Here is a 19,415-nt window from a genome sequence, read left to right on the forward strand (position 1 = left end):
ATTACTCTTTATTCTTTTGTTCTAACATCTCTGTTAAAACGGCTGTCAATTCAATATGTCTAGGAACGTGTTCTTCTTTGTTTTCGTCTCGATTATCATTTTAAACGTGTTTCTCGAAGCGGGTGCAAAAGTAATAAACTCTTTTAATTCTCACAAGCTTTTTTTGAAATTTTTAGAAAATAAATTTTCTTTATTATTTCGTTTGCTTACCAGGATGTAAAGAACTTATTCGTTGTTGCGGGTGCAAAAGTAACACCTTTATACCGTTAAACAATGCTTTAAATTACCTTTTTTTTGATGTTTTCTTAACCTTGGGTTTAACTCACTGGAAATACGCTTTTTGAAGACGAAAAAAAATCCTCACCCCAGCCCTCTCCATCGGCGAGGAAGCCTTTATAGACATAGTTTATGGGAAATTCACAGCGATCGCGGCTTTTTACTATTCCTTTACTAGTAATATAATAAGGAAAGTACCTTTACCTTTGAACTCTTATAAAGCCTATCTAGGAGTATTTGTATTCAAAAACCACTACTCTTTCTTTTTTAAGTGGTGTTCTTCACCTCTAACTTAAAACCACGTGCTTCTAATCTACTTTTGTTTGCGTTAGAGATAGTAGTGGAAAGCCCACAGTCTCGATGCAACGAAGTGGAATCGAGACGAGGACTTGTAGCGGATAGCCCGACCCATTATAAAAAAAGAGGCTATACCTTATATAAGGAATAGCCTCTTTTTTTATAATGGGAAACGCCCAAATAATCTGTCAGTCGAAACGGATTGCTTTAACCGGTGAAATTTTGGTTACTATATAGGAAGGATGCACTAGAAACTAAATAGCCCTAAATCACTTTAACAATAGAGATATTCTTTCAATGCGAAAATAAAACCTTTTAAATCTCAATTTTAATAGAACGGAGTCCCATCATTCTTCTCAGGTAGACTAAATAATAACAATCCTGATTTTATCCCTCCACAAATTTTGGATTTGATTTCCATTTAAAACAAACATCAAGCGATGCCAAGTATAATGTACAAACGTAAAGTTTAATCTTACAAACAAAAAAAAGCCTTTCTGTTAAGAAAGGCTTCACCAATATTGCGGTCTGGACGGGACTCGAACCCGCGACCCCCTGCGTGACAGGCAGGTATTCTAACCAACTGAACTACCAAACCTCAGCGCTATTGCGGTGCAAATATACAATACATTTTAGTTTAAAACCAACACTAAATTCAAAAAAAATAACGTTAAAATGACATCCTTTTCTCAAAATACTAGATGTCAGTCCACTATTTATTTTTTCATCCGATTAATCGCCCTACAAAAGCACGATTCACCCCTTTTTCAGTACCAAAAATACCTCTTTAGACCCAGCAAGTCCGAAACTAAGTGACTCCAATATGTCTATTCACTCTACATAACTTGCGTTTTCTAACGGTTTTTACAAATACACACCTCACGTAATTACAATAAAGATCTCACTTGATCCAAAATAACCCCTGAGTACAGTATATTGTAAATCAAAAAAGCCATCCGTAGGTCCTGAATAAATCCAGAAACATGGAAAGCTTTTCATTGGTCTAACTACTAAACCCGGTCTCATTGCTACCAACTCGACCAAACAACACAACTAACTTTAGATACTTTAATGGGGCAAAAAAGCCTTTCCGTTAAGAAAGGCTCTCCCCAATACTGCGGTCTGGACGGGACTCGAACCCGCGACCCCCTGCGTGACAGGCAGGTATTCTAACCAACTGAACTACCAAACCTCTGCGTTATTGCGGTTGCAAAGATACAATACCTTTCGACTTACACAAGCATTTTTAATTAAAAAATCGCATTTTTTTTAAACTAACTATCCAAAGTTTTGTTTTTCAGCTAAGTATGTCAATAAAACTTTTTCAAAATTATCACTAACATTCACTGGAACATACTTAATCTTGTTTTGAGCACAACTTAAAGCCAGTTTTTTGAAGTACAAAGCTGCTTGCTTTTCATATTCTTGCTTCACATTATCGGCAAAAACCGAAATAGATTCACCTGTCTCCACATCTATGAACTTCCTAGGCGTATTATCAAAGTCAAAATTCAGCTCTGTACTAGAATCTACAACATGAAACAACACCACCTTATGCTTGTTGTGTTTTAAATGTTGCAACGCGCTAAACAATGCATCATCTCCAGAATCAGACTGAAACATGTCCGTAAATAGTATAATCATCGAGCGCCTATGCATTTTCTCGGCTATCTGATGTAAAAAAGTTATGGTGTCTGTATTTTTCTTAACCTTAGGTCTAACTAAAGTATTTTCAAGTGCATTCAACACCATTCTATGATGACGATCACTTCCTTTCTCAGGCGCGTAATATTCATAGGTATCAGAAAACACACTTAACCCGATAGCATCCCGCTGTTTCTTTAAGAGATTCATTAAAACTGCCGAAGCCAAAACAGAGAAACCTATTTTGTTTTCATAAAAGTTTTGATTTGGCTTTAACTCAGGGTAATGCATTGAGGAGGAGTTGTCAATAATAATATGGCAACGCAAATTAGTCTCTTCCTCAAAACGCTTTGTGTACAACCGATCTGTCCTAGCAAATAGCTTCCAGTCGATATGCTTAGTGCTTTCCCCTACATTATAGACTTTATGCTCAGCAAACTCAGCCGAAAACCCATGAAATGGGCTCTTGTGCATCCCGGAGATAAATCCTTCCACAACCTGGTTTGCCAACAATTCTAGATGCTGGAAACTCGAAATTTTTGCTACTTGCGATTCGATCTTCATCTTTCAAAGTTATTAAAAGATTGAATGATTTAAAAACTAAAAGATTACAAATCACAATCTAAAAGCTCAAAAATTAAAATTAAAACAAAAAAAAGGTTTGACTTACGCCAAACCTTTAATCTGAATTTATAAAAAATTCTATATAAATCGTAACCTACCGATTACAACAACGCGTCTAAACTGTCAGCGTAAGTTTGCTTAGGAGCTACTCCTACTTGCTTTCCTACTACTTCACCGTTATGAAAAACCAAAACTGTTGGTATATTTCTCACACCGTATTTTGCAGCAAATTCTTGGTTTGCATCAACATCCACTTTCCCGATAACTACTTTTCCTTCGTATTCAGTACTCAATTCGTCAATGATTGGTCCAACCATTCTACAAGGTCCACACCATGCTGCCCAAAAATCTACCATTACTGGTTTATCTGATTTCAAAACTACTTCTTCAAAAGTAGCATCTGTTATTGCTAAAGCCATAATTTTTTTATTTAAAATTTAAAGTTCTGATCTCATTCAAAACTTGGATACAAATTTAGACATTTAAACCAAATGAAACACTATCCTCAAATTAGTTTTGGCTATGAAAGTATTGTCAATAATTATAAAAACTCTTTTAAAGATTGATTTGGCTTAAAATTAGAAGCCACTCCCGCTCTTAGCTATATCTTTCATTGCCTAAAGACGGCAATAAAAGGATACCGCTGCGATCAGGGCTAAAAAAAACCGTACCCAATAAACAAGAAAGGCTACCTTACACAGGCAGCCTTTCTTAGAAAAACAATTCTTTTTGTATTATAGGCTAAATTTTAACCCTAACGTCAAACCTACACCACTTATACTGATATATGAACTTTGTTCGTCGGTAGCTCTAGTAGGATCTACAGTATTAAAATCAGCGTTATTAGACGAAGAGTTTAAAGTTTTAACATAGTTAGAATAATTCTCAGCTCTAGTACGAGTACTTAAAGCATCTGTACCATTCACTTCGTATCTTGTAGTTTCTTTAGACTTACCATGTACTGTAAAATTACGGTATTCAACCTCAGCAAATGCTGATAAATTTTTACCTAATTTATAAGAAGTTCCAAGTGCAGCTAAAAACCCTACTGTAGGATTAGGCTTTACTTCATCCTCTTGAACAATGGTTCTTTGTCCTCCTACTGCTGGTCCATTATAATCCTGAGTAGTTTCGATAACTAATTTTCCATTTATAGGAACGATAACTCCAACTTTAGAATAAGATTCAAATCCTTTTACTTCTCCTAAAAATAAAACTACTGCAGGAGCTAAATCCAAAGCTTTCACACGTCCATTTGAAGTCAAATCTAAATAGGTTGGCGATCCTCCAGCAACAGATATTATTCTATCAACTGTTTCAACCATAGTTTTACTATTACTATTGTAGTAATTAATTCCCATTTCAACCCCCAAACGATCTGTAAAGCGGTATCCAACGTTTCCACCATAACGAAAACCTTCTCCAAAAGAACCAGTAATACTCTCTCTTGAAACTAATTTACCTCCTACATAAATATCTCTATTGGGTTGTTGCCCACTAACTGTAGGAAACTCAGTTGCCGTTGCTTGTGTAAAATAAGATCCTCCAAGCTTGAAATACCAACTTTCTTTGTTGCTTTCTTTTTTGTCAGTTTGCCCCATCATTGTCATCGAGCAAGCTATAAATCCTAATAAAAATAGATTCTTTTTCATGTTTATTATGTTTTTTTAATACTATCAAATTTAAAGGATTTTTCTGTATTTTAATTCCGTATTCACTAAAACATTGTCCTATTAAAAATAATATTATGCATGCATATATAAATCAATACGTTACAGAAAAACAAGAATTATTTTAGTATTAAAAAAAAGTCTAAAAAATCAAAAAGAGCCGTTTTCATTGCATAAAACGACGCTTTTCAAACGTTATAGCAGTCAATTCAGACCGTTATTTATGTGATTACAAATTTCCCATCCTAATGACTACTTTTCTAATTCAGCTTGAAATTAATTTGCATTTTCTCTAATTCAAACAATAACTCATTTGAAATTTTTATTTTCAGTTTTCTACTTGCCATCGTTAATTTAGTAACCACTTTAATTTCCTCGACTTCAACAACAGCTGCAGTTTCTGTTTCTACAGATTCTGTGACTTCCATCGCATCAGTTTCATCAATAAAATCGTCAGTTTCATTTTCAACAGTAATTGGCTCAGCTGCCACTATTTTTTTCACTTTCTCTAATTCCATGATTTCAAAAGTCACTAGATTATCTCCTTTATTTTCGAAAAAAAGATGCCCTAGCTTATGAATAAATTCTGGATCCAAGTCACTTATATTAAGTAGTACAATCAGTTTTTTTGCAAAATCATCTAATACATCCTGCAAATACTGTATTAACATAAACTGTATCCTTGGCTCACTTTTTTTACCGGTGTCTTGATTAACCCATCCTTCTTTGACTAATACTTTCATATAAGTAAAATTGTTCTGAATGAAGAAATGACGGAACTTCAGGTATTCCTCTCCAAAAATCTTAAACTCATAACTTTCGTCATATCCTTCTAAAGTGAATATTCCCCAACCTTTTCCGTTTTTAGCTACCCTGTGCTGCACATTATTTATAATTCCGCCAAAAGTCAGACTCTTGCCCACATGAAGCTCTAAACTCCTCAATGCTTCCAACTTGGCATTACAAAAATACTTCATCTCAAATTTGTAATCATCTAAGGGATGCCCTGATATATAGATTCCTACAACCTCTTTCTCTTTGGCTAATTTTTCCATTGTACTCCAGTCCTCACATGGAGGGATGATTGGCTCTTCAATTTGCACATCGCTACTTTCCCCAAACAAACTTACCTGAGACGAGTTCTCGTTTTCTTGAAACTTAGCGCCATACTTTATCGCCTTTTCATAAAAGGTAATTCCGTCGCCGTCATCATGAAAATACTGCGAACGTAAAGTCCCGTCAAAAGAATCAAATCCTCCAGCAAGTATAAGATTTTCTAATGCTTTTTTATTAGCCGCACGCAAGTCAATACGTTTAGTCAAATCAAAAACCGACTTATATTTCCCGTCTTTTCTGTTTTCAACAATAGTAGCCACTGCTCCCGCTCCTACTCCTTTGATGGCTCCCATCCCAAAACGAACCGCATAATTATCATTTACGGTAAATTTATAGAAGGACTCATTTACATCTGGCCCTAATACTTCAAGTCCCATACGCTTGCATTCTTCCATAAAGAAAGAAACTTGCTTGATATCACTCATATTATTTGACAATACCGCTGCCATATATTCGGCAGGATAATTGGCTTTTAAATAAGCCGTTTGATAGGCAATCCACGCATAACAGGTAGAGTGCGATTTATTAAAGGCATATTCAGCAAAGGCCTCCCAGTCTTTCCATATTTTTTCCAGCTTGTCTTCCGGATGCCCTTTGGCAGCAGCCTGACTAATAAACTTAGGCTTCATTTTGTCAAGGACATCTTTTTGCTTTTTTCCCATCGCTTTACGCAATACATCGGCATCCCCTTTTGAGAAATCAGCCAATTTTTGAGACAAAAGCATTACCTGTTCTTGATAAACGGTAATTCCGTAAGTATCTTTTAATAATTCTTCACAGGCATCAAGGTCATAAATAATCTCCTCTTCCCCATTTTTCCTTTTTACAAAACTTGGGATATAGGCAATCGGTCCTGGACGGTATAAGGCATTCATGGCAATCAAATCCGGAAAAACCGTTGGCTTCAATTCCTTCATATACTTCTGCATTCCGGCAGATTCATATTGAAAAATACCTACTGTTTCTCCACGTTGAAAAAGCTCGTATGTTTTTAAGTCATCAATAGGAAATGTGTCTGGATCGAGATCAATTCCATTTCTATATTTTACTAATTTAACCGTGTCTTTTATAAGGGTTAGGGTTTTCAAACCCAAGAAATCCATTTTTAACAATCCAGCTGTTTCTACCACTGAGTTGTCAAACTGTGTCACATACAAATCTGAATCTTTGGCGGTAGCCACAGGAACAAAATCAGTAATATCGCTAGGTGTAATAATCACCCCACAGGCATGTATTCCTGTATTTCTTAAATTCCCCTCCAGCACTTTAGCTTGCTGAATGGTCTCCCCTCCTAAATCATCTTCTCCAGCCAGAGCGATTAATTCTTTAATTTTATCAAACTCTTCTGGACGAACCGCTTTTCTTATTAAGGCTTCGTCTTCATTTAAAAACCGAGCTAGGTTCCATTTTCCAGGCATCATCCCCGGAATTAATTTGGCTATTTTATCGGCTTCAAATAAAGGCAAATCCAGTACACGGGCTGTATCTCTAATTGCCGATTTAGTCGCCATTTTACCATAAGTGATAATTTGCGCGACTTGTTTTGAACCGTATTTTCTGATTACATAATCCATTACACTGCTTCGTCCTTCGTCATCAAAATCGATATCAATATCGGGTAGTGACACACGATCGGGATTCAGGAAACGCTCAAAAAGCAGATTATACATCAATGGGTCAATGTTTGTAATTTTCAAACAGTAAGCCACTACTGATCCTGCAGCAGATCCACGCCCTGGCCCTACAGAAACGCCCATACTTCGGGCTTCGGCAATTAAATCCTGTACAATCAGGAAATATCCCGGATAACCGGAGTTAGAAATAGTCAGTAATTCAAAATCCAAACGCTCTCGTATTACTTCTGTAATTTCAGGGTACCTTCTATTTGCACCTTCATAAGTAAGATGTCGCAAATAAGCATTTTCTCCTCTCACTCCCCCATCGACAGCATCTTCTGCCACGAAAAATTCCTCGGGAATTTCAAATTTGGGTAACAAAACCTCCCTTGCTAAATTGTATATTTCGATTTTATCGACAATTTCAGACAAGTTCGAAATCGCTTCAGGCAAATCCGTAAAGAGTTGCTTCATCTCATCGCCTGTCTTGAAATAGTATTCTTGATTTGGCAATCCAAAACGATACCCACGACCACGACCTATAGGTGTAGTTTGCTTCTCGCCTTCACGCACACAAAGCAAAATATCGTGTGCATTGGCATTTTCTTTATCTATATAAAAGGTGTTGTTTGTCGCAACTATTTTCACATCGTGCTTTCTAGCCAAAGAAATCAAAGTTGTGTTCACTCTATTTTCGTCCTCTTGATTGTGACGCATCACTTCAATATAGAAATCTTCCTTGAACTCTTCTTTCCACCATAATAAAGCTTCTTCTGCTTGGTTTTCACCAAGATTTAAAACCTTATTCGGAATTTCTCCATTAAGATTCCCAGACAACACAATGATATCTTCTTTGTATTGCTGAATGACTTTCTTGTCAATTCTGGGTACATAATAAAAACCCTGAGTATAGGCTATCGAAGACATTTTGGCCAAATTATGGTAGCCTTTTTTGGTCTTCGCCAAAAGTACTATTTGGTACCCGTTGTCTTTTCTAGATTTATCTTTATGGTCTTCACAAACAAAAAACTCACAACCTACAATAGGCTTCATAGAAACCTCCGTTGGTTTCTCCCCATTTTCTATTAATGCTGCATTCTTGGCTTCAGCCGCTTTATTATGATTTAAAATATCACGAACAAAGTGAAAAGCCCCCATCAAGTTAGCGTGATCTGTCATAGCAACCGCAGGCATTTTTTCTTTCGAAGCAGCCTTAACTAATTGCGCAATACTTATTGTAGATTGCAAAACGGAGAATTGTGTATGGTTATGCAAATGCACAAAATCCGTATCAACTAGTACTTTTTTATTCTCTGAAAGTTCCTGTTTTGAAACTGTTGCTGTTTGCTTTTCGCCAAATTGCTGACGAATAGCATCGGAAGCTGCCTTTAAATTGATATGCTTTAACCCAATAAGCTGAATCTCCTTTGGATTTTTACTCTGAAATTCCTGAAAATAACCAGCTGGTACATCCAGTTGTTCCTTAGTATAATTCTCTCTTCTAATTAACTCTAAGAAACAACGCGTTGTTGCCTCAACATCGGCAGTAGCGTTGTGCGCTTCTCCAAATGGTTTATTAAAAAGAAAACTATGTAATTCAGTTAACGTTGGTAATTTAAATCGTCCTCCACGACCACCGGGCAATTTTAATAAGGAAGCGGTAACTTCCGTACAGGTATCGAGAACTGGCATAGCACTCATTTGGCTCTCCACTCCCAAACGATGAAATTCACAGCCCATAATATTCAAGTCAAAACCTAGATTCTGACCTACAATAAATTTCGCTTTACCCAATGCCACATTGAATTTCTCCAAAACTTCCGCTAAGGAGATTCCGTTTTCTGCTGCTAATTCAGTAGAAATACCGTGAATTCGTTCAGCATCATAAGGAATATTAAACCCATCCGGTTTTACTAAATAATCCTGATGTTCTACGAGTTTCCCCATATCATCATGCAGCTGCCATGCGATTTGTATACAACGCGGCCAGTTATCAGTATCAGTGATGGGTGCATCCCAACGCTTTGGTAATCCTGTAGTTTCGGTATCGAATATTAAGTACATAGCTGTAAGTGAAGAGATTGTGATTTTCTCAAATCGCAAAAAATGAATTTCAAAATTAGGTTTTTTTAGACTAAGAATAAAGGCAAGTTATCAACAAAACGCATTACATTCTCAAACTACAAATTACAAAAACGAAATGGATACATTGTAATTTAAGTTCTTAAAACTAAATAATAAAATCAAAAACCTATCTCTCTTTAATTTTTTGGATGTCGTAATATTTCACCAAAATTAAAGCTTGCAAAAGCAGTAAAAAGAAGAGCTTTTATTCGATAAAAAAGGAATCTAAGAACGCTACTCTTCTAATAAAAAAGAAACAATCACTTCGAAATACTCACTGAAAATCACTTTTTGATAAATTATCCTCAACAATACTAGTTAATTTTGGTTAAAACGTGACATATAAATAATTTACCAAAACAACAGCTTCTTACATCAAAACCACATCCTTACAAACTTAAAATAAAATTAAAACCAGTTTCCGAAATGACATCACGACAAAAAGCAACTCTAAGACTCCATAAAACAAGTTTGGGTATCGTATATAATGAGTAATCCAAATTGACGCCCTTAATTCTTTTTATAAATTTGTTCTCTTAGTTACAACTACAGCTCAATTTACAAGCTGTAAAAGAAGAAATACACTTAAAAAAACATTAAAATGAGTACTACATTATTTGACAAAGTATGGGATTCGCACGTTGTGCGTAAAATTGAAGATGGACCGGATGTGTTTTTTATTGACCGTCATTTTATTCACGAAGTTACCAGCCCTGTTGCTTTTTTAGGTTTAAAATCTAGAAACATTAAAGTTTTATACCCAGAGCGTACTTTTGCTACTGCCGATCACAATACCCCAACTATAAACCAACACTTGCCTGTTGAAGATCCGTTATCTGCGAATCAACTTAAAGCCTTAGAAGACAATGCTGCCGAATACGGTATTTCGCATTGGGGACTAGGTGATCCAAAAAACGGAATTGTACACGTAGTAGGTCCTGAAAACGGAATTACATTACCCGGTGCAACTATCGTTTGTGGTGATTCACATACTTCTACTCATGGTGCTTTTGGAGCAATTGCTTTCGGAATCGGAACTTCTGAGGTTGAAATGGTGATGGCGACACAATGTATCATGCAGCCTAAGCCAAAGAAAATGCGTATCAACGTAAATGGAACTTTGAGTAAAGGTGTGGGACCAAAAGACGTTGCACTTTATATTATATCTCAATTAACAACTTCTGGAGGTACAGGCTATTTTGCAGAATATGCCGGAAATATTTTTGAAGAAATGTCAATGGAAGGTCGAATGACAGTTTGTAACCTTAGTATCGAAATGGGTGCTCGTGGCGGAATGATTGCTCCTGACCAAAAAACATTTGACTTTTTAGAAGGAAGATTATTCGCTCCAAAAGGAGACGCTTGGACAAAAGCTGTAGCATATTGGAAAACCCTAAAAACAGATGAAGACGCCATTTTTGATACGGAATTAAATATCAAAGCAGAAGACATCGAACCTATGATTACTTATGGTACTAATCCAGGAATGGGAATTGGTATTTCAAAAAATATCCCAACTGCCAACCAAGTTGAAGGTGGAGCAGAAACCTACAAAAAATCATTAGCCTATATGGGTTTTGAAGAAGATGACGTAATGATTGGGAAACCAATTGATTTTGTTTTCTTAGGAAGTTGTACCAATGGTAGAATCGAAGATTTTAGAGCCTTTACAGAAATTGTAAAAGGACGCAAGAAAGCAGCTAATGTAACCGCTTGGCTAGTCCCGGGTTCACATGTAGTAGAAGCACAAATTAAAGAAGAAGGACTGTTAGACATTCTTACTGAAGCAGGTTTTGTATTACGTCAACCAGGATGTTCTGCTTGTTTAGCTATGAATGATGATAAAGTACCTGCTGGAAAATATTCAGTAAGTACCTCAAACAGAAACTTTGAAGGTCGTCAAGGTCCTGGTTCAAGAACGTTGTTAGCAAGTCCTATTATGGCTGCTGCAGCTGCAGTTACTGGAAAATTGACAGATCCGAGAGACTTAATGATTTAAGAATGTAGATTAACGATTTTTGATTTCAGATTTCGTTGGAATGCTAAATTCTTCATTACACTGACTTTTTACAATATATATTATACAAAAATTAGCGATTGAAATTTGATTTCAATACAGAAATCTGAAATCAAAAATCGTTAATCTTAAATCAAAAATACCCATGGCATACGATAAATTTAATATCCTTACCAGTAGCGCAGTGCCGTTACCAATAGAAAACGTAGATACAGATCAAATTATTCCGGCTCGTTTCCTGAAAGCAACAGAACGTGTTGGTTTTGGAGACAACCTTTTCCGTGACTGGAGATACAACGGAGATGATACTCCTAAGGCTGATTTCGTTTTGAACAACCCAACTTACTCTGGAAAAATATTAGTAGGAGGAAAAAACTTTGGTTCAGGTTCTTCTCGTGAGCACGCTGCTTGGGCAGTTTACGATTACGGATTTCGTGCTGTTGTTTCGTCTTTCTTTGCTGACATCTTCAAAGGAAATTGCTTAAACATTGGTGTTTTACCAGTTCAAGTAAGTCCAGAATTTGCAGATGCAATCTTCAGCGCAATAGAAGCTGATCCAAAAACAGAACTAGAAATCAACCTCGAAGCACAAACAATTACGTTGTTAGCTACAGGCGAAAAAGAATCTTTTGATATCAATGGATACAAAAAGAACAATATGTTGAATGGTTTTGATGATATCGATTATTTGCAAAACATCAAAGAAGACATTGTAGCTTTTGCAGACAAACTTCCTTACTAAGTACAATCAACTTTATGCAGTTACGGAAGCATCCTTTTGAGGATATGCTGAAGTAACTGCTTTTATTATTTTATAAAATATAATCGTACGGTTGGTAATCCTTAAACTCAAAATCGTATTAGTATCAAATTTAGAAATGGAAAAAAGAAAAATTGAAATAATGGACACGACGCTCCGTGATGGTGAACAAACCTCAGGAGTATCCTTTTCTGCCGCAGAAAAGCTAACCATTGCACAATTGTTGTTGGAAGAATTAAATGTTGATCGAATCGAAATCGCTTCGGCACGAGTAAGTGAAGGCGAATTTCAAGGAGTAAAAGGAATTATGACATGGGCTTCGGCCAAAGGATACGATGACAAAATCGAAGTTTTAACTTTTGTAGACGGAGGTCTTTCTATCGAATGGATGAAAAAAGCAGGCGCTAAAGTTCAAAATTTACTGACAAAAGGGTCACTGAATCATTTAACGCATCAATTAAAAAAAACGCCGGAACAACATTTCTCCGAAATTGCTCATACTATTGCATTAGCAAAAGAAAGCGGTATTGAAACCAATGTTTATCTTGAAGATTGGAGCAATGGTATGCGAAACTCTCCTGATTATGTTTTCCAATATTTGGACTTTCTTACACAACAACCAGTTAAAAGAGTGTTATTACCAGACACTTTAGGAGTTTTGATTCCTTCTGAGACGTTTGAGTTTATTTCGAAAATTATAAACAGATACCCAAATACTCATTTTGACTTTCATGCACACAACGACTATGATTTGAGTGTTGCTAATGTTATGGAAGCTTTAAAAGCTGGTATCCAAGGATTACACGTTACCGTAAATGGAATGGGAGAACGTGCTGGCAACGCACCTCTTGAAAGTACGGTTGCCGTAATCAATGATTTCATGCCGGACGTTCAAATCAATGTAAAAGAATCATCTTTATACTCTGTAAGTAAACTGGTAGAAACTTTTACAGGATATAGAATCCCCGCTAACAAACCAATTGTAGGAGACAATGTTTTCACTCAAACTGCCGGTATTCATGCTGACGGAGACAATAAAAACAACTTGTATTTCAACGATTTGCTTCCCGAACGATTTGGCAGAAAACGTCAATACGCTTTAGGAAAAACTTCTGGTAAAGCTAATATTGAGAAAAATCTTCAAGAATTAGGATTAAAACTAAATGCGGAAGATTTAAAATTAGTTACCCAAAGAATTATTGAATTAGGAGACAAAAAAGAGACGGTTACTAAAGAAGATCTTCCTTATATAATATCTGATGTTCTAGACAGCCATGCATACGAAGAAAAAATTGTAGTCGAATCATACATTTTATCTCATGCCAAAGGAATGCGTCCTTCTACAACACTGTCTTTAAGAATTGACGGAGAACTAATTGAAGAACATGCCCAAGGAGACGGACAATTTGATGCATTTATGAATGCGTTAGGTAAAATATATAAAAATAAAAAACTAGAACTTCCTAAATTGATTGATTACGCCGTAAGAATCCCTCCAGGAAGTAGTTCAGATGCATTATGTGAAACGGTGATTACTTGGACCAACAACGGAAAAGAATTCAAAACAAGAGGATTAGACTCAGATCAGACTGTTGCGGCTATTATAGCTACGCAAAAAATGCTGAATGTGGAGTAATCCCCACCCCAACCCTCCCCGAAGGGGAGGGAGACAATGTGAATAAAAATAGTTTAGAAGAAATTTATTGCTGTTTAGAATTTCTTCCTTGGAAGAAACGCTAAACTTGAAAGTAATAAAAAATATAACCCAATCCATAACCACCCAGTCACCCCCTCCTCCGGAGGGGGCCGGGGGGAGGACAAAAACCACAAAACATGAAATATACAATCGCACTTTTAGCCGGAGACGGAATCGGACCAGAAGTTATAAATGAAGCTGTAAAAGTTTCTGATGCTATTGCAAAAAAATTCAATCACGAAATAAATTGGACACCAGCATTAACAGGTGCTTGCGCTATCGATGCTGTAGGAGTTCCTTATCCTGATGAAACACACGAAATATGTATGGCGGCTGATGCGGTTTTATTTGGAGCTATCGGACATCCAAAATACGACAATGATCCATCGGCACCAGTAAGACCGGAGCAAGGATTATTGCTAATGCGTAAAAAATTAGGGCTGTTTGCTAATGTACGTCCTACTTTTACTTTTCCATCTTTGATCGATAATTCGCCTTTAAAAAGAGAACGTATCGAAGGAACCGACTTAGTTTTCTTAAGAGAATTGACGGGTGGAATCTATTTTGGAGAAAAAGGAAGACTTGATGGAGGCGAAACTGCTTTTGACACTTGTACTTACACCAGAGCAGAAGTACAACGTTTAGCAAAAAAAGGTTTTGAATTAGCGATGACACGTACTAAAAAATTATGTTGTGTGGACAAAGCTAATGTATTAGAAACTTCTCGTTTGTGGAGAGAAACGGTACAAGCAATGGAAAAAGACTATCCAGAAGTAACTGTAAGTTATGAATTCGTGGACGCAGTAGCGATGCGATTAGTACAATGGCCAAACTCGTATGATGTATTGATTACTGAAAACTTATTTGGAGATATCTTAACAGATGAAGCGTCAGTTATTTCAGGATCTATGGGATTAATGCCATCAGCATCAGTTGGAGAACATACTTCTTTGTACGAACCAATACACGGCTCTTATCCACAAGCAACAGGATTAAATATTGCTAATCCATTGGCAACCATATTATCTGCAGCAATGATGTTTGAAGATGCTTTTGGACTACACGAAGAAGCAGCTACAATTAGAGCAGCAGTAAATAAATCATTAGAAAAAGGAATTGTAACCGAGGATCTAGCTGCCAAAGGAGCAACAGCTTATAAAACAAGTGACGTTGGAGATTGGTTAGTAGCTAATTTGTAACACCAAAAATAAATACTTTAAAAGCTGTCTCAATTTTGGGGCAGTTTTTTGTTTAAGAGAATTTTTGTTTCGAAAAGATTCGAAAAGGAGACACTAAGATTCGCAAAAGAATTTATTCAATTTCTCTGAGTGTCTCTGATAGACCTCAGCGCATCTCTGTGTAACAACCCTACCCAAACAATTCCTTCTTAACAACCTCAAAATAACTATCACTCACAGGAATTTGAATTGTTCCTAAAAACAGGTCCCTACTTTTAAGTCCGGTAACCTTAGTTTTATTTACAATAAAAGAACGATGCACTCTGATGAAAACGGATGGGTCTAATGTCTTTTCTAATGATTTTAGTGATTGTAAACTCATTATTTTCTTGGTAGTGGTATGAAAAATAGCATACTCACTATCACTTTCAATATGGGTAATCTCGTCATATTTTAATTTGAATAAATCATATCCAGATTTTACTGTAATAGTATCGACTTTAGCTATGGCATCTTTTTTAATTTTCTGAACTGCTTTTAAAAACCGATTAAACCCAATGGGTTTTAACAAATAATCAACCGCACTAAGTTCGAATCCCTCTAACGCATAGTCAGAATAAGCCGTTGTAAAAATAATATTAGCCTGCGGCGGAATCAATTTAGCAAAATCAGTTCCTTTAATTTCAGGCATTTGAATATCTAAAAATACCACATCAATGCGCTCCTTTTTTAGAATAGCAATCGCTTCCAAAGGATTCTCAAAACTTCCCGCTAATTCTAGAAAGTCTAATTTTTCAATATAACTTTCAATTAATTTTCGAGCAAGTTCTTCATCATCAATGACAATACATTTAAGCATTAGTGTCTATTTTTAGTTCAACTCTAAAGGTATTATTATTTTCGTTTATTTCTAACAAATGTGTATTTTCATACAATAAATTTAATCTCTTTTGAACATTCACAATTCCTATTCCACCAACAGCATCTTGAATCTTAGGCCCTTTTCTAAAACTATTTTCAACAACAAAATGAATGCTCTTTTTTGTAGAACGCAAATCAATCGTGATGAAAGCTTCTTCTATATTTTCAATATTACTATGTTTAAAAGCATTTTCTACAAACGGAATAAGCAACATTGGCGCGATTTGCAATCCTTCATTCTCAATTGAAAAACTAGTTTTAAGCGGATAGTTTTTACTGCTTTTGAGTAAAAATAATTTAATAAAATCCTGGATATAAGTTATTTCTTTTTCAATAGAAACTAATGGCTTTTCGCAATCATATAAAACATAACGAAGCATATCTGATAAATACAAAATAGATTCTTGGGCTTTACTAGAATCAATGATTGAAAGCGAATAAATATTATTCAAGGAATTGAATAGAAAATGGGGATTAATTTGAGATTTTAAAAATTTCAATTCATTTTCGATATTCGCCGTTTTACTTAAAATTAAGGCTTCCTCCTTCTTTTGTGCGAAAGAAAATGTTTCTAAAAAAATAGCTAAAATATAAGAGACGCTTAGTAAAAGCATATTTATCAATATGGGAGTAGGTAGATTTTTACGACCACCTCTTGGTGGTGGTGGACGCATTCCTAGATCTTGCACATGTTGTACTATACTTCCCGAAACATACGCACAGAAGATTAAAAGCACTAATGAAACTAAAGTGAATAGCAAATATTTCTTTCTAAAAAGAAGCCTCGGAGCAAGAACAAAAACAAGTCCTACAATTAATAATGATTGACAAATATACGCGAGGTAGTTATCTCTAAAAAAGCGCACAAAATCACTTTGGGTTAAACCCACCATGATCCAAACAGTAGCCCATAAAAAAAGCTGAAAAACGGTTCTATTAGTTCTATTCATAGTACAAATAAAATAAAAATTAACCAATCTCAAAAAAAGCACTTTTTAATCCCTTGAAAACGAATACTCATACACCTAAGCAGAGCCTTTCACTGAAAACTATCTGGCATTCACTGAAAATAAAAAAAAAGCATTGTTAATTAGTTCATCTTTGTACTTAATAAAAAACACGAAATCATGAAAAATAAAATGATTAGCAAAATATCATACAGCATTTTTATGATACTAGCAGGAACAGTTTTAATTTACGCACAACCACCTCGCGGACAAGAAGGAAAAAAACCACCTACGGCAGAGCAACTCATGAAAGAGATGGATGCTAATAAAGATGGAAAACTAGCGCTAGCAGAGTTGAAAGGCCCAATTAAAGAGGATTTCAAAAAAATTGACCTCAATAAAGATGGTTTTTTAAGCCTAGAAGAACTCAAAAAAGCACCTAAACCAGAGCGAAAAGAAAGACCCTAATACCATCCAAATTTAAATTATATTCCAATGAAAAACAGAAATCACAAAATCAAATTAAGTCTTGCTATTTGCACCGTTATTAGCATATTCGCATGTTCGAAAGACGAAACGACGACTAACAAAGATACAACAACCACAACAACAGGCGTTCCTGTTACAAGTGTAGTACAATCAAAATATACAAGCGCGGTAACAATTTCGACAAGCGGTAACAGTATCACATTAAAATCTAATGGAACACCAGACCACGTTTCACCCTATTATGGTGTTGGACATGCTTTGTATGAAGCACAAATGGCTGGTTCAACGCTTAATCCCGGAACTATTGGAGTTCAAAATTATGCAATGACGATTCCTACAAATCCTGTAGAAGCAACAACCAAAGAAGTTACAGCATTAGGAGCAATTGGTATGGCGTTGAATGGCGTTCCAATCTATAATGATAGAGAAGGTGGAAATGTACCTGTAGACGCAGGTGTACTTGGTTCTTTTGATAGAGCAGGTGCTCACCCTGGACCTGGAAATACTTATCATTACCATTGTACTGGCGATTTTATGGGGAATGATGATGCAAAATTAATAGGATTTTTAAGAGACGGCTTTCCCATTTATGCAAGAAAGGATATGGACGGTAGTTACCCTTCAAATTTAGATGCAAATGGTGGTCATATAGGAATAACAGCAGATTTTTCTACGGCTATCTATCATTATCACGCTAGCAATACAGCCTATTTAGGTAGTAGGTTTTACATCTTAAAATCAGGAAGTTACAATGGTACAAAAGGAACATTTACTCAATAAATTTATTATTTTATTGTTTTGTCAACTTATATTTAGTTGTTCAGAAACAGTGAATAAAAAATCAAATAACGTTTTTGAAAAAGTTGATATTTCGCAAGTGCCAAATACTTCGATTTTTTTAAATGACAACAAACTGAAATTAGAGAACGGGGTTTATTATTTTAATAATAAGCCCTATTCAGGTTTCATAAAAGAAATTTATAAAAACGATACAGTAAAAAGTTTTGCCTCTTATTATCAAGGAAGGCAACACGGAACGACCAAAACTTTTTTTGAAAATGGAAAGCTGGAAACAGAACGAAATTATAAAAACGGTATTGGCTACGGACGACACTATGGCTATTGGGAAAATGGCAATATGAAATTTGATTTTTCTTATTTCAATGACAAACGTGAAGGCATGCAAAAACAATGGTATGAAAGCGGAAGTCCCTACTGTTTTTTAATGTATAAAAATGATAATGAAGACGGAATGCAAAATGCGTGGCGCGAAAACGGAAAACCATACATCAGCTATGAAGCCAAAGACGGACGTCGATATGGTTTGCAAAAATCAAACTTGTGTTATACGCTCAAAGATCAAAAACTAAAAGAAAAATCCAAATGAAATTAAAATATTGCGTCGTCGTATTGCTAGGTGTTTTGGTGATTTCTTGTCAAGAAAAAACCAGAAAATTACCCTATTACAAATCATCTGATTTTGTACCTGTTTGGGAATCTCCAAAAGTGGAGTCGTTTCATAAAATTCGTCCTTTTAATTTAGTAGACCAAGAAGGAAAAGCGTTTTCAGAGAAAAATCTAGAAGGAAAAATTACTGTAGTAGATTTCTTTTTCACTACTTGTCCAGGAATTTGTCCAAAGATGACCAATAGCATGTCTAAAATTCAGGCTGAGTTTAAGAATGATGAACAGATACAATTGGTTTCACATTCGGTAACCCCTGATCAAGACCCCGTTCCTGTGCTTGCGGCTTATGCAAAAAAGAAAAACATTCAATATAATAAATGGAAGCTACTTACTGGAGACAAAGAAGAAATCTATAATCTAGGACGTAAATTTTATTTTGTCGAAGAAGATTTGGGTGAAAACAACGACAGTTCTATTTTTTTGCACACAGAAAATTTTGTGTTAATTGATAAAAACAGAATTATCCGCGGTATCTACAATAGTCTTGATCCAAGTAGTATGCAATCTTTAGTGGAAGATATTAAAGTATTAGAAAAAGAGTAAGTAATTTACATGGAACAGCAAGTGCTTTCC

Annotated in this window: 14 protein-coding genes and 2 tRNA genes; 8 read left to right on the forward strand and 8 right to left on the reverse strand. The window is 35.6% G+C overall.

What is annotated here, in order from left to right; all coding sequences use genetic code 11:
• Positions 1 to 1,097 precede the first annotated feature (1,097 nt).
• The 6 genes from BLV35_RS03545 to dnaE all read right to left on the reverse strand — a co-directional run bounded on the left by BLV35_RS03545 (position 1,098) and on the right by dnaE (position 9,307).
• Positions 1,098 to 1,171: transfer RNA gene (locus BLV35_RS03545), tRNA-Asp, on the reverse strand.
• Positions 1,172 to 1,691: 520 nt separating this feature from the next.
• Positions 1,692 to 1,765 (reverse strand) — tRNA-Asp (locus BLV35_RS03550).
• Positions 1,766 to 1,851: 86 nt separating this feature from the next.
• On the reverse strand, positions 1,852 to 2,781 hold the full coding sequence (locus BLV35_RS03555; RefSeq protein WP_091084885.1) for a DUF58 domain-containing protein: 930 nt from the start codon (positions 2,779 to 2,781) through the stop codon (positions 1,852 to 1,854).
• Positions 2,782 to 2,942: 161 nt separating this feature from the next.
• Positions 2,943 to 3,260 carry a thioredoxin gene (trxA, locus tag BLV35_RS03560; RefSeq protein ID WP_072945763.1) on the reverse strand — a complete coding sequence of 106 codons (318 nt, stop codon included), beginning with the start codon at positions 3,258 to 3,260 and terminating at the stop codon, positions 2,943 to 2,945.
• Between the two features lie 315 nt (positions 3,261 to 3,575).
• The gene (locus BLV35_RS03565; protein WP_176980562.1) at positions 3,576 to 4,493 is read right to left on the reverse strand and encodes an outer membrane beta-barrel protein; all 918 of its coding nucleotides are present in this window, start codon (positions 4,491 to 4,493) and stop codon (positions 3,576 to 3,578) included.
• A 278-nt stretch (positions 4,494 to 4,771) separates the two neighbouring features.
• On the reverse strand, positions 4,772 to 9,307 hold the full coding sequence (gene dnaE, locus BLV35_RS03570) for a DNA polymerase III subunit alpha (RefSeq protein WP_091084890.1): 4,536 nt from the start codon (positions 9,305 to 9,307) through the stop codon (positions 4,772 to 4,774).
• A gap of 661 nt (positions 9,308 to 9,968) precedes the next feature.
• On the opposite strand from dnaE, the gene leuC reads away from it, so the two are divergent.
• The 4 genes from leuC (at position 9,969) to leuB (ending at position 15,039) form a co-directional block, all read left to right on the forward strand.
• Positions 9,969 to 11,366, forward strand: coding sequence for a 3-isopropylmalate dehydratase large subunit (gene leuC / locus BLV35_RS03575; RefSeq protein ID WP_091084892.1), 1,398 nt, complete (start codon positions 9,969 to 9,971; stop codon positions 11,364 to 11,366).
• Between the two features lie 163 nt (positions 11,367 to 11,529).
• Positions 11,530 to 12,126: a 3-isopropylmalate dehydratase small subunit gene (gene leuD, locus BLV35_RS03580; RefSeq protein WP_074724063.1), complete on the forward strand. Its 597-nt coding sequence runs from the start codon at positions 11,530 to 11,532 to the stop codon at positions 12,124 to 12,126.
• 136 nt (positions 12,127 to 12,262) lie between these two features.
• Complete coding sequence (locus BLV35_RS03585) at positions 12,263 to 13,780, forward strand: alpha-isopropylmalate synthase regulatory domain-containing protein (RefSeq protein WP_091084894.1); 1,518 nt, start codon at positions 12,263 to 12,265, stop codon at positions 13,778 to 13,780.
• Positions 13,781 to 13,977: 197 nt separating this feature from the next.
• Positions 13,978 to 15,039, forward strand: a complete 1,062-nt coding sequence (gene leuB / locus BLV35_RS03590) for a 3-isopropylmalate dehydrogenase (protein WP_091084898.1) — start codon at positions 13,978 to 13,980, stop codon at positions 15,037 to 15,039.
• A gap of 169 nt (positions 15,040 to 15,208) precedes the next feature.
• On the opposite strand, the gene BLV35_RS03595 is transcribed toward leuB, so the two are convergent.
• Together BLV35_RS03595 and BLV35_RS03600 are read right to left on the reverse strand one after the other, a co-directional pair.
• Positions 15,209 to 15,877 carry a LytR/AlgR family response regulator transcription factor gene (locus BLV35_RS03595; RefSeq protein ID WP_091084902.1) on the reverse strand — a complete coding sequence of 223 codons (669 nt, stop codon included), beginning with the start codon at positions 15,875 to 15,877 and terminating at the stop codon, positions 15,209 to 15,211.
• Entirely contained in the window at positions 15,870 to 16,889 is a 1,020-nt protein-coding gene (locus BLV35_RS03600) for a sensor histidine kinase (protein WP_091084905.1), read from the reverse strand. Before BLV35_RS03600 ends, BLV35_RS03595 begins: the two co-directional genes overlap by 8 nt.
• Before the next feature lie 177 nt (positions 16,890 to 17,066).
• On the opposite strand from BLV35_RS03600, the gene BLV35_RS03605 reads away from it, so the two are divergent.
• From BLV35_RS03605 to BLV35_RS03620, 4 genes are read left to right on the forward strand one after another with little or no spacing between them, the layout of a single operon-like run.
• Positions 17,067 to 17,354, forward strand: coding sequence for an EF-hand domain-containing protein (locus BLV35_RS03605; RefSeq protein WP_091084908.1), 288 nt, complete (start codon positions 17,067 to 17,069; stop codon positions 17,352 to 17,354).
• Positions 17,355 to 17,381: 27 nt separating this feature from the next.
• Positions 17,382 to 18,155: a YHYH protein gene (locus BLV35_RS03610; RefSeq protein ID WP_091084911.1), complete on the forward strand. Its 774-nt coding sequence runs from the start codon at positions 17,382 to 17,384 to the stop codon at positions 18,153 to 18,155.
• 49 nt (positions 18,156 to 18,204) lie between these two features.
• Complete coding sequence (locus tag BLV35_RS03615; protein WP_218133002.1) at positions 18,205 to 18,762, forward strand: toxin-antitoxin system YwqK family antitoxin; 558 nt, start codon at positions 18,205 to 18,207, stop codon at positions 18,760 to 18,762.
• Entirely contained in the window at positions 18,759 to 19,385 is a 627-nt protein-coding gene (locus BLV35_RS03620) for an SCO family protein (protein WP_091084916.1), read from the forward strand. The genes BLV35_RS03615 and BLV35_RS03620 overlap by 4 nt, the downstream gene beginning before the upstream one ends.
• The last annotated feature ends 30 nt before the right edge of the window (positions 19,386 to 19,415 follow it).

This window comes from Flavobacterium gillisiae, from assembly GCF_900107635.1.
Classification (GTDB): Bacteria; Bacteroidota; Bacteroidia; order Flavobacteriales; family Flavobacteriaceae; genus Flavobacterium; species Flavobacterium gillisiae.

What these genes read in the sequence shown, in the direction of transcription:
- BLV35_RS03610 (WP_091084911.1), top strand. Translation starts at nt 17,382, where the DNA reads ATGAAAAACAGAAATCACAAAATCAAATTAAGTCTTGCTATTTGCACC.
- trxA (WP_072945763.1), bottom strand. Translation starts at nt 3,260, where the DNA reads ATGGCTTTAGCAATAACAGATGCTACTTTTGAAGAAGTAGTTTTGAAA.
- dnaE (WP_091084890.1), bottom strand. Translation starts at nt 9,307, where the DNA reads ATGTACTTAATATTCGATACCGAAACTACAGGATTACCAAAGCGTTGG.
- leuD (WP_074724063.1), top strand. Translation starts at nt 11,530, where the DNA reads ATGGCATACGATAAATTTAATATCCTTACCAGTAGCGCAGTGCCGTTA.
- BLV35_RS03605 (WP_091084908.1), top strand. Translation starts at nt 17,067, where the DNA reads ATGAAAAATAAAATGATTAGCAAAATATCATACAGCATTTTTATGATA.
- leuB (WP_091084898.1), top strand. Translation starts at nt 13,978, where the DNA reads ATGAAATATACAATCGCACTTTTAGCCGGAGACGGAATCGGACCAGAA.
- BLV35_RS03585 (WP_091084894.1), top strand. Translation starts at nt 12,263, where the DNA reads ATGGAAAAAAGAAAAATTGAAATAATGGACACGACGCTCCGTGATGGT.
- BLV35_RS03600 (WP_091084905.1), bottom strand. Translation starts at nt 16,889, where the DNA reads ATGAATAGAACTAATAGAACCGTTTTTCAGCTTTTTTTATGGGCTACT.
- BLV35_RS03620 (WP_091084916.1), top strand. Translation starts at nt 18,759, where the DNA reads ATGAAATTAAAATATTGCGTCGTCGTATTGCTAGGTGTTTTGGTGATT.
- BLV35_RS03595 (WP_091084902.1), bottom strand. Translation starts at nt 15,877, where the DNA reads ATGCTTAAATGTATTGTCATTGATGATGAAGAACTTGCTCGAAAATTA.
- BLV35_RS03555 (WP_091084885.1), bottom strand. Translation starts at nt 2,781, where the DNA reads ATGAAGATCGAATCGCAAGTAGCAAAAATTTCGAGTTTCCAGCATCTA.
- BLV35_RS03565 (WP_176980562.1), bottom strand. Translation starts at nt 4,493, where the DNA reads ATGAAAAAGAATCTATTTTTATTAGGATTTATAGCTTGCTCGATGACA.
- leuC (WP_091084892.1), top strand. Translation starts at nt 9,969, where the DNA reads ATGAGTACTACATTATTTGACAAAGTATGGGATTCGCACGTTGTGCGT.